Genomic DNA, 15,179 nt, shown 5'->3' with positions numbered 1-15,179 from the left:
GCTTCCATGCTATTTTCACCGATTTTTACCGCATAATGCTAGGTACTTTTGGTGCAATTGTGTGACTTGGGGCAAAAGTTGAGCGTTGTCAGTATTATTATCAATCACATCATCAGCATGCATTAGCCGTGTGTCTCTATCGACTTGTGCTTTGAGTATAGAACGCACCTGTTCCTCAGGCACCCCGTCACGTGTCATTGTTCGGTTAATTTGTGTCTGGGCATTAACATCGACGACCAACACTCTGTCCGCCATACCTTGAAGGTTGTTCTCAATCAGCAGTGGCACAACAAGTAATGTGTACGGACTTGTCGAGGCTTGAAGCCTTGTTAGCATTTGCTCTCGAATCATTGGATGAAGTAGGTTGTTCACCCAAGTTTTCTCTTCATCATTCGCAAAGATACGTGCCCGTAATTCAGCTCGGTTGAGCGAGCCATCTGGTTGCAAAATATCTGCGCCAAAGTGTGTCTCTAGTGCTGCTAATCCCTCAGAACCGATATCAACCACATCTCTTGCGACCACATCGGCATCGACAAGTTCAATTCCAAACTCATCACGAAACAAATTTGCTACCGTGGTCTTGCCGCTTGCGATTCCACCGGTTAAACCAACAACAAACCCCATTAATACACTCCTGTCGTTATCGCAAGATAGGCATACGTAATCTGGCTGCCCCACAGCGCGCTGACCCAGCCAGCAATGGCAAGGTAAGGGCCAAATGGGAACGCCGTATCGATGCCTTTGCTCTGCATTCTAAGCTGAATGAGACCAAACACAACGCCTACAACAGAAGAAAGTAGAATAATCATAGGAAGAGATTGCCAGCCTAACCATGCGCCGAGAGCTGCGAGCAGTTTAAAGTCACCATAACCCATCCCTTCTTTACCTGTTGCTAGCTTGAACAGCCAGTACACAGACCAAAGGCATAGATAACCCGCGATGGCGCCAATAACAGAATCCTGAAGTGAGACAGGAGAGATACCCAACAAGGCTAATGCAACCCCAACCCAAAGCAGTGGCACAGTGAGTTGATCTGGGAGCAACATAGTATCAAGGTCGATAAATGTCGCACTGATGAGTACCAAGGTCATACCAATAAGCGCAATACTGTACCAGCTAAATCCCAAGTACCATGCGACGATTCCACACATCGCGGCGGTGAGCAGTTCAACTAACGGATACCGACAGCTTATTTTGTTATCGCAGTGGCGACAGCGACCTTTTAGGATCAGCCAGCTCAACACGGGGATGTTATCTAGGATGCGAATTGGCGTCTTACACTTAGGGCAAGCACTGCGTGGCACGCTGAGATTGTACTGTCCCTCTGGGGGCGTGATTTTGTACTCTGGAAAAGCCTCGGCACATTCCTCTCGCCAACCGCGTTCCATCATAATAGGCAAGCGATGAATCACGACGTTGAGAAAGCTGCCCATAATCAAACCAAAAATGGTGGCGAAGACAACGAACAACCAAGGATAATAAATCAACACGTCCATTTAGGGTTACACTGGCAATAAATCAATAAGTTAATGTCTATGTTAGCCTATTACTGTCATTAAGTTAAAGATGGGAAGGTACATTGCGACCACAAGTCCACCGACTAGGGTTCCCAAAAAGACAATGATAAAAGGCTCGAGAATCTTACCGAGGTTATCCACCGTGTTGTCGACTTCTGCTTCGTAGATGGATGCAACGCGATTCAACATATCATCCAATGTGCCAGACTCCTCACCTATCATCACCATCTGCAACACCATTTCTGGGAAAGCATTGGCTTGCCGCATCGCTAAGTGGATAGGAACACCCGCAACAATATCAGTGTGGATCGATGTGATGACCTGCTGGTAGAAAAGGTTATCCGCCGTCTTTGCACTGGTTTGGATGCTCGATAAGATTGGGATACCCGCACTAAAGCTAGTAGAGAGTGTGCGGCTAAACTTAGCAATGGAAGCCTTGGTGATCACCTGTCCGATAATAGGAACAGTAAGGGCTAAACGGCTGGTTGATAGACGAATGGCGAAACTTCGTTGCCTCGCGACTTTTAGCCCTAAGGTGCTAATAATGACTAGGTTAACTACTAAGAATCCATTTTCCTGAAACCATCTTGATAGGTTAAGGACTTGAACCGTAAACCATGGCAGTGAAGCATTAAAGCCGCGAAACATGGATTCAAACTCAGGTACTACCGTGGTTAGCATGAGATAGGTAACTCCGAGTGAGACCAAAAGAATCATCACAGGATAGATAAGGGCTTTTACTACTTTTGAGCGTAGCATTTCTTGTTTTTCTCGATAATCGGCCAAGCGTTGAAATACCCCAGCTAGATTCCCTGAGTTTTCTCCCGTAGCGACCATATCAACGTAAAAACTGTCAAAATGGCGGCTAGCGAATTGCATGACTCGTGATATCGGTGTGCCAGCCTCAAGCCCTTTACTGATCTGCGATAGTACAGACTTCATTTCGGCTTTAGATTGATTGTCTGCTATGAGCTTAATGGCGTGAACAATCGGTATTCCAGTGCTGAGCATGGTTGCCAGTTGTCGAGTGAGTACCGTAATGTCCTTACTATTGATGCGTTGAGTCAGTCTTGTCCAAGTAGAGAGGCTACGGCGTTTTATCTTGCGGACTTGGATATGCTGCTGCTTTAGCGACGCTCTAGCTTCCATCTCGGTGATGGCGAGCGTTTGTCCAGAGACTTTTTTACCTTGGCTGTTCACTCCCTTCCAGTGGAATGCGCTTAGTGTTGGCTCAGTCTTACCCACTATATTCTCCCGATACTAAAAGTAGAGCACGCGTTGCAACTCGCTGTAGCTAGTAATACCAGCGATTAGCTTTTCCACACCAGATTGCTTTAGCGTCTTCATTCCCTGAGCCTTAGCAATAGCTTCTATTTCATTTAGGCTTGCGCTAGCAACTATCGCGCTGGCGAGTTCATGGGTAAACGCCATTACCTCATAGATACCAGTCCTACCGAGAAAACCATGATTACAATGGTTACAGCCTTGCTCGTTGGCGAGGTAGACTATCGACTCATTGGGAATGTTGAGGGAGTGACGAAGTTTAGGGGACATTGGGTCTGGTATCTTACAACACTCACACAGCTTTCGTGCTAAGCGCTGAGCAATGATCAACGATAGAGAGGACGACAAGTTGATAGCGTCGACACCCATGTTTTTGAGCCTAATGACGGTCTCTGCGGCCGAGTTGGTGTGCAGTGTAGATAACACTAGATGGCCCGTTTGAGCGGCTTTGACCGCAATTTCGGCGGTTTCGATATCTCGGATTTCGCCGAGCATGACAATATCGGGATCTTGTCTTAAAAAAGATCGAAGGGCGGTAGAGAAATCAAAGCCGATCTTTGGATTGATCTGAACTTGATTGATGCCCTCAAGATGAATCTCAACTGGATCTTCAGCAGTAGAAATATTGCGCTCTGCGGTATTGAGAATGCTAAGTCCAGTGTATAGCGAAACGGTTTTTCCACTGCCAGTGGGACCTGTCATTAGGATCATACCTTGGGGCTTTTTTAGTGCGGTGAGGTAAAGCGATTTTTGTTGCTCGGTATAACCTAGCTGATCAATGTTGAGCTGGGTGGCATCGGCGTCCAAAAGTCTTAACACGATTTTCTCACCCCACATTGTGGGTAGGGTTGAAACGCGCATGTCGATAGAGGCTGCTTCAGAGAGTTTCAGTTTCAGTCGACCGTCTTGTGGTAAGCGCCTTTCGGCGATATCAAGTTTAGCCAAGATCTTAATCCGAGCTGCCAATCGACGACTAAGCTGCGTCGCAGGCTGGTGAGTCTCTATCAAGATGCCATCACAGCGAAGCCGTATTCGATAAGAGTGCTCATAAGGTTCGAAATGAATATCCGAGGCTTTCTTGCGCACGGCATCCGTCAATACCTGATGAATAAAGCGACTTACAGGAGAGTCATCTTGGGAGAGGTCTTCGACGTTCTCGAGCTCCGAATCGCTGATTGGGACTAGGTTGGTTAGTGCTTCAGAAGTGAGCTCTCTAAAGCTAGGGTTGATGCCCTTATGGTTTTCGCCATAAAGACGCTTAATGGCCGATGTGATATCAAGGCAATCACAGATGACGAGCTCTATCTGTAGTCCGGTCGCAAAACGAAAATCGTTTTCTAACTCGACAATGCTCGGGTCGGATATTGCGATAGAGAGGGTGTGGCTACTTTGCTTGAGCGGAATTGCGTGGTTTTTTACAATTAGCTCGCGTAATCCTGCTGTTCGACACAGCTCTATGTAGTCGTAGTCATGCAGTTGTTTAGCGGGCAGAGCAAATAGTTTCTCTAAAGCCGAAGTTAAGTCTTGGGCTGTCAGCCAGCCCAATTCCACAATGATTGATGGAACAGACTCCATACTTGATTGCGTGCATTCTATTAGACGATCTTTTTGACTCTCTGAAATAATTTGAGCCTCAGCAAGAACGCTAGGCAGCCTACTTATGCTCAAAGCTAGTTACAGCCTTTTGGAAGCAGTTCACTATCAATATTTGCTGCTTGGCAGCTCCAGCTTCCTTCGACAGTTCTCACAAGGTCTAGGGTATTTCCAGCGACCTTAGGGCTTGATTTTCCCGTCTCAAAACTTACGCGAATTGTGCCAGCAGCTCCGCTGTTTCCCGTCAAGGTAATAGTACCTAGAGCATAGGATTGTGGAATGCCATAGCTTGCGGCACTTGCTGGATTCGGAAACTGACCATTTGATAAGGTTTCCGTTTCAATAGGCGTTCTTAATGCAGACAAAGTTGCAAGGGCAGACGATGTTTCACTTTTTGCAATATAGTTTTGGTATGTAGGTAGTGCCACTGCAGCCAATACCCCAATCACCGCGACGACAATCATTAACTCAATCAAGGTAAAACCTTGTTGCTTGTTTGCTCTGTTCATTTGTATTCCCTCAATTAAATTAGTTGCACATAGCGAACATACTCTTGAGATTTAACCCAATAAAGTTAATGGGTTAACGCCCTAGAACAGGTTCTAAAAAATGAAGGCCCATTGCATGTCGTTGCATTTTGGGTGCGACTGACTCTGAAGGTTGGGGACTAGCGCGGCTGAATGAGAGGGAAAATCGTGGAGTAGAGGGGCGGATACAAAAAAGCGAAGCTCATGGCTTCGCTTTTTACTGCAACGATAAGAATGACGGGGTTAGTCTTTGAATCTCATCGATAAGTCCATCGCTTTAAGATGTTTGGTCAGAGCGCCAACCGAGATGTAATCAACGCCTGTTTCCGCAAACTCAGCGATGGTTTCCATGGTTACATTGCCCGAGTTCTCAAGCGCAGCGCGTCCTGCATTCAGCTCTACCGCTTGACGCATCATATCCGTCGTAAAGTTATCGAGCATGATGATATCCGCGCCAGCATCTATGGCTTGTTGTAGCTCTTCAAGAGATTCAGTTTCGACTTCGACAGGTTTTCCTGGGTTTAGCTGTTTCGCCGTCTCGATGGCTTTAGTGATGCCACCGCAAGCGATGATGTGGTTCTCTTTAATAAGGTAAGCGTCGAAGACACCAATACGATGGTTGTAACCACCGCCACAGGCGACTGCGTATTTTAGTGCACTGCGAAGGCCAGGAATCGTTTTGCGTGTGTCTAGTAGACGACACTGCGTGTGCGCGATTTTCTCTGCGTACTCAGCGGTAACAGTCGCGCAGCCAGATAGCGTTTGGATGAAGTTCATCGCGTTACGCTCACCAGTGAGCAAAATGCGTGCAGGGCCTGTTAGGGTGCACAGCACTTGGTTTGGCTCTACTTTGTCACCGTCTTGAACGTGCCATTCAATGCGGACTTCGCCACCAAGCTGTTTGAATACTTCGTCTGCCCACATTTGACCACAGAACACACCATGCTCACGAGTGATGATCGTCGCGACGTTTTGAGTCTCAGCCGGGATAAGGCTCGCCGTGATGTCTGCGCTCACATCCAGTGTCCCACCTAAGTCTTCACGTAGCGTGTCTGCCACGGCACGAGTAATTTCTGAAGGGAGTTGCTGCTTTAGATATTCAAGACGTTCTTGGCTGTTGTGTGTGTTTTTCATCGCTTAACGTGTCTAGTGGGGGAACAAAGTGGGCATGATACTCCTGCTTGTGCGGAATTTCAGCATCAAATCTCGCATTTTATTGGCTGTCGGATAAAATCAAAGCGATAGCGATGTAGATAGGCTCAAAATATATGCAAAACCAAGATAGACCTTATAGCTTTCAGGGTTTTTATGAGATAGACGAACAAGGTTGGTATCAAGCTGCGCGACGCGTGGTATCCCCCCACTTTGATGCGAGGCCAGACGAAGAGGATGTGTCGCTGCTGGTGGTGCATAATATCAGCCTGCCACCGGCACAATTTGGTGGCCCCTATATAGAAGATTTCTTTCTCGGACAGCTCGATGCGTCGAGTCACCCCTTTTTTAAGGTGATTGAAAAGATGAAAGTCTCCGCACACTGTTTGATACGCCGTGATGGGGAGGTAGTGCAGTTTGTTCCTTTCAGTGCCCGTGCTTGGCATGCTGGCGTTTCGAGTTTTGCGGGGCGTGCGAGGTGTAACGATTATTCAATTGGGATAGAACTAGAAGGAACCGATTATGTCTCTTACACCGATGCTCAATATGTGAGTTTACAACGTCTTACACAATCGCTAATGGCTCGGTATCCGCAGATCACTCGTGAGCGCATCACTGGTCATCAATACATAGCACCGCTAAGAAAGAGCGATCCAGGTCTAGTTTTTGACTGGTCGCGTTTCAAAAATACATTGTAATAAAAGATTCACTCCTGCCCATTTGAGCAGAATTCGTGGTGCTTTTTCAGCATCACGATTTATTTTGTTATTCAAATTATAAATAACCAGAGCACTGGTTATTCCTTCTTTACTTGATATTGGTCAATTTCCCTTGTCTGACAAATAAACTCCTTTCTTATTGATTTTTAAGGCTTTTCATAGCACGTCATTTACCCGATAAGTTTCTCGTATGTAATTGGTCTGACCAAGGGTGTTGATGTTTTAATCTATAAATGTTTCATAACGGTTAACGCAAGGCCGGTTCTATGATGTGAATCAATTTTTCACTAGACATTGGTGTTTTAAATGTGTTAATTTTTACCCCAACTTATAAATTGGTAATACCAATTAACAGCTCTAGAAAGTAGAAGAATAAAAGAATAATAGTTATGGCTTATCAAAGGATCCGTCAGCCGAAACTTTCGGATGTTATCGAGCAAGAATTGGAACGCTTGATTGTTGAAGGAACGCTTTCAGCAGGGCAGCAGCTTCCACCTGAACGTGAGCTGGCAAAGCAATTTGATGTTTCTCGACCTTCTATTCGAGAGGCAATTCAGCGACTTGAAGCGAAGAAGCTTCTAACCCGTCGTCAAGGCGGTGGCACGTTCGTTAGCGAGAACATCTGGAAAAGTTTCTCTGATCCCTTGTTAGACCTCCTATCTTCTCACAACGAGACTCAGCTAGATTTGCTTGAGGCTCGTCATGCTATGGAAGGTATCTCTGCTTACTTCGCTGCATTGCGTGGCACCGATGAAGATTTTGCTCAGATTGAAGCGTGTTTAGGCAATATTCGCACAGCACAAGAGTCCGGCGACGTTGAGGCTGAAGCTTCTGCGGTCATGGCATTTCTTGTGGCACTAACAGAAGCTGCACATAACGTTGTGTTGCTGCACATTGTTCGAAGCCTAGCACCGTTACTTGAGCAAAATGTTCTACAGAATTTAGAGCTATTACACCGCCGATCCGAGGTGGTGGAGAAAGTCAGTAAACACCGAGCTAATATCGTTGAAGCGATCGTCGCTGGTCAGCCAGAAAAGGCGCGTGAGATGTCGCATTCGCATTTAGCTTACATCGAAGAAACATTGTTAGATTTGACTCGAGAAGCGTCTCGTCGTGAGCGCTCATTGAGACGAATTCAACAAGATAGTGATTCTTAAAACTAGAAACGCTTACTTTAATTAAGTAGATCCAACCAACAGAAGGATAGATCGCCATGTCTGACATGAAGCATGACGTAGATGCACTGGAAACTCAAGATTGGCTTCAAGCACTTGAATCCGTTGTTCGTGAAGAAGGTGTAGAACGTGCACAATTTCTACTAGAAACCGTTCTAGAGAAAGCTCGTTTAGATGGCGTTGATATGCCAACAGGCATCAACACTAACTACATTAATACTATTCCAGCAGCACAAGAGCCAGCTTACCCTGGTGATACAACGCTTGAGCGTCGTATTCGTTCGATTATTCGCTGGAACGCAATCATGATCGTATTGCGTGCTTCTAAGAAAGACCTAGACCTTGGCGGTCACATGGCTTCTTACCAGTCTGCAGCAGCATTTTATGAAGTGTGCTTCAACCACTTCTTCCGTGCTCCTAACGAGACTGACGGTGGCGATCTAGTTTACTATCAAGGTCACATCTCACCAGGTATCTACTCTCGTGCATTCGTAGAAGGTCGTCTGACTGAAGAGCAGCTAGATAACTTCCGTCAAGAAGTAGACGGTAAAGGTATTCCTTCATACCCACACCCTAAACTGATGCCTGAGTTCTGGCAGTTCCCAACAGTATCTATGGGTCTAGGTCCTATTTCTGCGATCTACCAAGCGCGTTTCCTTAAGTACCTAAATGGTCGCGGCCTAAAAGACACTTCAGCTCAGCGTGTTTATGCCTTCCTAGGTGACGGTGAGATGGATGAGCCAGAATCACGTGGTTCACTTTCTTTCGCTGCGCGTGAGAAACTAGATAACCTATGTTTCCTAATCAACTGTAACCTTCAGCGCCTAGATGGCCCTGTAATGGGTAACGGCAGCATCATTCAAGAGCTTGAAGGTCTATTCAAAGGCGCTGGCTGGAATGTTGTTAAGGTTATCTGGGGTAACAACTGGGATGCACTACTGGCGAAAGACACGTCAGGTAAACTTCTACAGCTAATGAACGAAACTGTAGACGGTGACTACCAAACATTTAAATCGAAAGATGGTGCATACGTACGTGAGCACTTCTTTGGTAAGTACCCAGAAACAGCAGCACTTGTTGCAGACATGACTGATGACGAAATCTTCGCACTTAAGCGTGGTGGTCACGATTCTTCTAAGCTGTACGCAGCATACAAGAACGCGGCAGAGACTAAAGGTCGTCCAACAGTAATCCTAGCTAAGACAGTTAAAGGTTACGGCATGGGTGAAGCGGCTGAAGGTAAGAACATCGCGCACCAAGTTAAGAAGATGGACATGACTCACGTTCTACACCTACGTGATCGTCTAGGTCTTCAAGACATTCTAACTGATGAGAAAGTAGCAGAGCTTCCATACCTAAAACTGGAAGAAGGAAGCGCGGAATATGAATACCTGCACGCTCGTCGTAAAGCTCTAAAAGGTTACACGCCACAGCGTCTACCTAAGTTTACTCAAGAATTCAAAGTGCCAGAGCTAGAAGAGTTCGCGCCGCTACTAAGCGAGCAGAAGCGTGACATCTCAACGACGATGGCATACGTTCGTACGCTTAATATCCTGCTTAAGAACAAGAACATTGGTAAGAACGTTGTTCCTATCATCTGTGATGAAGCTCGTACGTTTGGTATGGAAGGTCTATTCCGTCAGATCGGTATCTACAACCCGCACGGTCAGGAATACACGCCAGAAGATAAAGGTATCGTTTCTTACTACAAAGAAGCAACGTCAGGTCAGGTTCTACAAGAAGGTATCAACGAGCTAGGCTCAATGGCTTCTTGGGTTGCAGCGGCAACATCATACAGCACTAACGACCTGCCAATGATTCCGTTCTACATCTACTACTCAATGTTTGGTTTCCAACGTGTAGGTGATATGGCATGGATGGCTGGTGACCAACAAGCTCGCGGTTTCCTACTAGGCGCAACGGCTGGTCGTACAACGCTAAACGGTGAAGGTCTACAGCACGAAGATGGTCACTCGCACATCATGGCGAACACGGTTCCTAACTGTATCTCTTACGACCCAACGTTCGCTTACGAAGTGGCGGTAATCATGCAAGACGGTATCCGTCGCATGTACGGTGAGAACCAAGAGAACGTGTTCTACTACCTAACAGTGATGAACGAAAACTACGCAATGCCAGCAATGCCAGAAGGTGCTGAAGAAGGCATCCGTAAGGGTATCTACAAGCTTGAGTCTTACGCTGGTGACAAGTCTAAAGTTCAGCTAATGGGCTCTGGTACTATCATGAACGAAGTACGTAAAGCAGCGACTATTCTAAGCGAAGAGTACGGCATCGCTTCTGACGTATTCTCTGTAACATCGTTCAACGAGCTAACTCGTGACGGTCAAGACGCAGAGCGCTACAACATGCTTCACCCAGAAGCAGAAGCGAAAGTCCCTTACATTGCACAAGTAATGGGTACTGAGCCAGCAATCGCGGCGACTGACTACATGAAGAACTACTCTGAGCAAGTCCGCGCATTCATGCCTACTGAGTCTTACAAAGTACTTGGTACTGATGGTTACGGCCGTTCAGACAGCCGTGAGAACCTACGTCGTCACTTCGAAGTTAACGCAGGCTACGTGGTAGTTGCAGCGCTAACTGAACTAGCGAAGCGCGGTGATGTTGAGAAGTCTGTTGTGACTGAAGCAATTGCTAAGTTCAACATCGACACTGAAAAAACTAACCCACTTTACGCTTAATACAGCGCTTAATTAGAAGGTAAATAAGCAATGGCAATCGAAATTAATGTACCTGACATCGGTGCGGATGAGGTTGAAGTTACTGAGATTCTTGTAAGCGTTGGCGACAAGGTGGAAGAAGAGCAGTCTCTAATCACTGTTGAAGGCGACAAGGCTTCTATGGAAGTTCCAGCGTCTCAAGCAGGTATCGTTAAAGAAATCAAAGTAGCGGAAGGCGATTCTGTTACTACGGGTTCTCTTATCATGATTTTCGAAGCCGAAGGTGCAGCAGCTGCTGCACCTGCTCCTGCGGCTGAAGCGGCTCCAGCAGCGGCTCCAGCTCCAGCAGCAGCGGCAGCAGAACTGAAAGAAGTTCACGTTCCAGACATCGGTGGTGACGAAGTAGAAGTTACTGAAATCATGGTTAAAGTTGGCGATGCAGTGGAAGAAGAGCAATCTCTTCTAACTGTAGAAGGCGACAAAGCTTCTATGGAAGTACCGGCACCATTTGCAGGTACGGTCAAAGAGATCAAGATTGCTGAAGGTGATTCAGTAACAACTGGTTCTCTTGTCATGGTATTCGAAACTGCAGGTTCGGGCGCGGCAGCTCCAGTAGCAGAAGCTTCTGCAGCACCTGCGGCGGCTCCTGCGGCATCCGGAGCGCCGGCCGCAGCTGAAAAAGAAGTAAACGTACCAGATATCGGCGGTGACGAAGTTGAAGTTACTGAAGTAATGGTAGCGGTTGGCGATACAGTGGAAGAAGAGCAATCTCTTATCACTGTAGAAGGCGACAAAGCTTCTATGGAAGTACCAGCACCATTCGCTGGCACAGTTAAAGAAATCAAGATTGCAGCTGGCGATAAAGTCACGACTGGCTCGCTAATCATGACATTTGTTGTTGAGGGCGCAGCACCTGCACCTGTTGCAGCACCTGCACAAGCAGCGACTCCAGCAGCACCTGCGGCGGCTCCGGCTCCAGCAGCGAAAGCGGATGCAGCACCACAAGCTAACGACTTCCAAGAGAACCACGAGTACGCGCACGCGTCTCCAGTCGTTCGTCGTCTAGCTCGTGAGTTTGGTGTTAACCTAGCGAAAGTAAAAGGTACGGGTCGTAAGAGCCGCGTACTGAAAGAAGACGTTCAAGCTTACGTTAAAGATGCACTTAAGCGTCTTGAGTCTGGTGCTGCGGCATCTGGCAAAGGCGGTGACGGCTCTGCTCTTGGTCTACTACCTTGGCCGAAGGTTGACTTCAGCAAGTTTGGTGAGACTGAAGTTCAGAAGCTTTCTAAGATCAAGAAGATCTCTGGTGCTAACCTACATCGTAACTGGGTAATGATCCCGCACGTTACACAGTGGGATAACGCGGATATCACAGCTCTAGAAGCGTTCCGTAAAGAGCAAAACGCTATCGAAGCGAAGAAAGATTCAGGTATGAAGATCACGCCACTTGTGTTCATCATGAAAGCTGTTGCGAAAGCACTTGAAGCCTTCCCTGCATTTAACTCTTCTCTATCGGAAGATGGCGAGAGCATCATTCTTAAGAAGTACGTGAACGTTGGTATCGCAGTGGATACGCCAAACGGTCTTGTTGTTCCTGTATTCAAGGACGTAAACAAGAAGGGTATCTACGAGCTATCTGAAGAGCTAATGGTTATCTCGAAGAAAGCACGTGCCGGCAAGCTAACGGCTGCAGATATGCAAGGTGGCTGTTTCACTATCTCAAGCCTAGGCGGCATCGGTGGTACTGCATTTACTCCTATCGTAAATGCACCTGAAGTTGGTATCCTTGGTGTGTCTAAGTCTGAAATGAAGCCAGTATGGAACGGTAAAGAATTTGAACCGCGCCTACAGCTTCCACTTTCACTATCGTACGATCACCGTGTGATTGACGGTGCGGAAGGTGCACGTTTCATTACTTATCTAAACAGCTGCTTGAGCGATATTCGTCGCTTGGTACTTTAAGGCAGTTTGATCCCTCTAGCTTCCCCCAACCGGGAAGCTAGAGGGGTAAAAAACCAAATTCATACAACAATTCCCATTGAATTGTTGTCTAGCTCACAGGCTAAATTGATTTACTTTTCACACCGTTAACATCTCTGTAAAATGTTAGCGGTCTGAAATCATAAATATTTAAACTCATTACGCTATAAACGTTGTCATTAGGCGTCAAAGCGAAGTTTATAAAAAAGAAAATCAATACCCACTCAGCCTGTTAGGGATAATGACTACAAGAGGTCAAAATGAGCAAAGAAATTAAAGCCCAAGTTGTTGTACTTGGTTCTGGTCCTGCTGGTTACTCTGCCGCATTCCGTTGTGCAGACCTAGGTCTTGAAACGGTACTTATCGAACGTTATAGCACCCTAGGTGGTGTCTGTCTGAATGTGGGTTGTATCCCATCTAAAGCACTTCTTCACGTTTCAAAAGTTATCGAAGAAGCCAAAGCAATGGCTGAACATGGTGTTGTTTTCGGTGAGCCACAAACAGACATCAACAAGATCCGTATCTGGAAAGAGAAGGTTGTAAACCAACTTACCGGTGGTCTTGGCGGTATGGCTAAGATGCGTAAAGTTAACATCGTTAATGGTTACGGTAAGTTCACTGGTCCTAACTCTATCCTTGTTGAAGGTGAAGGCGAGTCAACAACAGTAACGTTTGACAACGCTATCATCGCTGCGGGCTCTCGCCCTATCAAACTGCCATTCATTCCACACGAAGATCCACGTATCTGGGACTCAACTGACGCTCTTGAGCTGAAAGAAGTACCAGGAAAACTGCTTATCATGGGTGGTGGTATCATCGGTCTTGAGATGGCAACGGTTTATCACTCTTTAGGCTCTCAAGTTGACGTTGTTGAGATGTTTGACCAGCTTATCCCTGCAGCGGATAAAGATATGGTTAAGGTTTACACCAAGCGCATTAAAAACAAGTTCAACTTGATGCTTGAGACCAAAGTAACGGCCGTTGAAGCGAAAGAAGACGGTATCTACGTTTCAATGGAAGGCAAGAAAGCTCCTGCTGATGCAGAGCGCTACGATGCCGTTCTTGTTGCTATCGGTCGTGTACCAAACGGTAAGCTTCTTGATGCAGAGAAAGCAGGTATTGAAGTGGATGAGCGTGGCTTTATCAATGTTGATAAACAAATGCGCACTAACGTTCCACACATTCACGCTATCGGTGACATCGTTGGTCAGCCAATGCTTGCTCACAAAGGTGTGCATGAAGGTCACGTAGCGGCAGAGGTTATCTCTGGTAAGAAGCACTACTTTGACCCGAAAGTTATTCCTTCAATTGCTTACACTGAGCCAGAAGTGGCATGGGTTGGTAAGACAGAAAAAGAAGCGAAAGCAGAGGGCATCAACTACGAAGTGGCGACATTCCCATGGGCAGCATCAGGTCGTGCAATCGCGTCTGACTGTGCTGACGGTATGACTAAGCTTATCTTCGACAAAGAGTCTCACCGTGTTATTGGTGGTGCTATCGTTGGTACTAACGGTGGTGAACTGCTTGGTGAAATCGGTCTAGCGATCGAGATGGGTTGTGATGCAGAAGATATCGCTTTGACTATCCACGCTCACCCAACGCTTCACGAGTCTGTTGGTCTTGCGGCAGAAGTATTTGAAGGCACAATCACTGACCTTCCAAATGCGAAAGCGAAGAAAAAGAAGTAATTTCTGAATAAAGAAAAACGGCCAGTAGAGATACTGGCCGTTTTTTTGTGTTCGATTTACTTTGTATCGACTAATCTTAGTGAGCGTCGCCATTGTTATATATGCACACCATATCCATGTAGCAATCCGTCAATGATTTCACCGCATCGCTATCATTATTGCGCATCGCTTCTACGAAGAGCGAATAGCAAAGACCGTGGAACAAGCTTGTTAGGTGTTTAGGGTTATGATGCGGGCAGACTTCACCACGTTCGATAGCTCTGATAAACATATTTTCTACTAGAGCTTGGCTAGTCTTGTTTGAGCTTACAAACAGCGGCCATACCTCATCGCGAGTAGACGTGCTCCATTCAAACCACACTTTATTCCAGTGACAATCCTCGATCACCATATCGACGACGCTATCTAGGATATTCGTCAGGTTGTCCTTGATATTGACATCGAGATCGATGGTATTCGAGAGGAAGTTGGAATATTGACAAACGACGTGATTAAGTACTTCGTCCACCAAGTCTTCACGAGTAGGGAAGTAGTTAAACACTGTAGCGACAGATACCTGCGCTATCTCTGCGATGTCTGCGTGTCCGCCGCGGCCAATACCGCGCTTTGCAAATACTTCTAGTGCTATCTCCATGAGCTGAAGCTTTCGCTTTTGCGGAGACAGGCGTGTCCTAGGTCTTTTTACGATTGAGTCCATATTATTTTCCTTGCCAACGTTAGTTAGGGCTGGTGATCCTTTTTGAATCTACCTTTTCACCCTGCTTTATTTAGAGTCAGCTATCTCACAAAGCGGAAAACAACATAAACCTAACGTCACCGTGTCAATCTAAAGGGCGAGTTAGGTTATTTCCAAAATGGAAATC

At 46.4% G+C, this 15,179-nt stretch carries 12 protein-coding genes; 5 read left to right on the top strand and 7 right to left on the bottom strand.

What is annotated here, in order from left to right; all coding sequences use genetic code 11:
* Positions 1 to 15: 15 nt before the first annotated feature.
* The 6 genes from coaE to nadC all read right to left on the bottom strand — a co-directional run bounded on the left by coaE (position 16) and on the right by nadC (position 6,055).
* Positions 16 to 624, bottom strand: a complete 609-nt coding sequence (gene coaE / locus LY387_RS14220; protein WP_128647939.1) for a dephospho-CoA kinase — start codon at positions 622 to 624, stop codon at positions 16 to 18.
* A complete protein-coding gene (locus LY387_RS14215) occupies positions 624 to 1,496 on the bottom strand; it encodes a prepilin peptidase (protein WP_234494577.1) in 873 nt (290 codons plus the stop codon). Before LY387_RS14215 ends, coaE begins: the two co-directional genes overlap by 1 nt.
* Positions 1,497 to 1,538: 42 nt before the next feature.
* Positions 1,539 to 2,765 (bottom strand): type II secretion system F family protein, encoded by a 1,227-nt coding sequence (locus tag LY387_RS14210; protein WP_234496130.1) that lies wholly within the window; start codon positions 2,763 to 2,765, stop codon positions 1,539 to 1,541.
* A gap of 12 nt (positions 2,766 to 2,777) precedes the next feature.
* Positions 2,778 to 4,463 (bottom strand): type IV-A pilus assembly ATPase PilB, encoded by a 1,686-nt coding sequence (pilB, locus tag LY387_RS14205; RefSeq protein ID WP_419153450.1) that lies wholly within the window; start codon positions 4,461 to 4,463, stop codon positions 2,778 to 2,780.
* A gap of 8 nt (positions 4,464 to 4,471) precedes the next feature.
* Complete coding sequence (locus LY387_RS14200) at positions 4,472 to 4,903, bottom strand: pilin (RefSeq protein WP_234494575.1); 432 nt, start codon at positions 4,901 to 4,903, stop codon at positions 4,472 to 4,474.
* A 261-nt stretch (positions 4,904 to 5,164) separates the two neighbouring features.
* A complete protein-coding gene (gene nadC, locus LY387_RS14195; protein ID WP_234494573.1) occupies positions 5,165 to 6,055 on the bottom strand; it encodes a carboxylating nicotinate-nucleotide diphosphorylase in 891 nt (296 codons plus the stop codon).
* A 134-nt stretch (positions 6,056 to 6,189) separates the two neighbouring features.
* On the opposite strand from nadC, the gene ampD reads away from it, so the two are divergent.
* The 5 genes from ampD (at position 6,190) to lpdA (ending at position 14,316) form a co-directional block, all read left to right on the top strand.
* Positions 6,190 to 6,771 carry a 1,6-anhydro-N-acetylmuramyl-L-alanine amidase AmpD gene (ampD, locus tag LY387_RS14190; RefSeq protein ID WP_234494571.1) on the top strand — a complete coding sequence of 194 codons (582 nt, stop codon included), beginning with the start codon at positions 6,190 to 6,192 and terminating at the stop codon, positions 6,769 to 6,771.
* A gap of 410 nt (positions 6,772 to 7,181) precedes the next feature.
* The gene (pdhR, locus tag LY387_RS14185) at positions 7,182 to 7,949 is read left to right on the top strand and encodes a pyruvate dehydrogenase complex transcriptional repressor PdhR (protein ID WP_042475867.1); all 768 of its coding nucleotides are present in this window, start codon (positions 7,182 to 7,184) and stop codon (positions 7,947 to 7,949) included.
* Between the two features lie 56 nt (positions 7,950 to 8,005).
* Entirely contained in the window at positions 8,006 to 10,669 is a 2,664-nt protein-coding gene (gene aceE, locus LY387_RS14180; RefSeq protein WP_234494570.1) for a pyruvate dehydrogenase (acetyl-transferring), homodimeric type, read from the top strand.
* Positions 10,670 to 10,699: 30 nt separating this feature from the next.
* Positions 10,700 to 12,610, top strand: coding sequence for a pyruvate dehydrogenase complex dihydrolipoyllysine-residue acetyltransferase (gene aceF, locus LY387_RS14175; RefSeq protein ID WP_234494568.1), 1,911 nt, complete (start codon positions 10,700 to 10,702; stop codon positions 12,608 to 12,610).
* Positions 12,611 to 12,888: 278 nt separating this feature from the next.
* Positions 12,889 to 14,316, top strand: a complete 1,428-nt coding sequence (lpdA, locus tag LY387_RS14170; RefSeq protein ID WP_042475873.1) for a dihydrolipoyl dehydrogenase — start codon at positions 12,889 to 12,891, stop codon at positions 14,314 to 14,316.
* A 76-nt stretch (positions 14,317 to 14,392) separates the two neighbouring features.
* Here lpdA and LY387_RS14165 read toward each other — a convergent pair whose 3' ends face one another.
* Positions 14,393 to 15,013 (bottom strand): LuxR/HapR/OpaR family quorum-sensing transcriptional regulator, encoded by a 621-nt coding sequence (locus tag LY387_RS14165; RefSeq protein ID WP_042475876.1) that lies wholly within the window; start codon positions 15,011 to 15,013, stop codon positions 14,393 to 14,395.
* Between the last annotated feature and the right edge of the window lie 166 nt (positions 15,014 to 15,179).

The organism is Vibrio maritimus, assembly GCF_021441885.1.
GTDB classification, from domain to species: Bacteria; Pseudomonadota; Gammaproteobacteria; order Enterobacterales; family Vibrionaceae; genus Vibrio; species Vibrio maritimus_B.
Note: the sequence above shows the minus strand (reverse complement) of the source record. Positions and strands in the feature narration are given on the sequence as shown.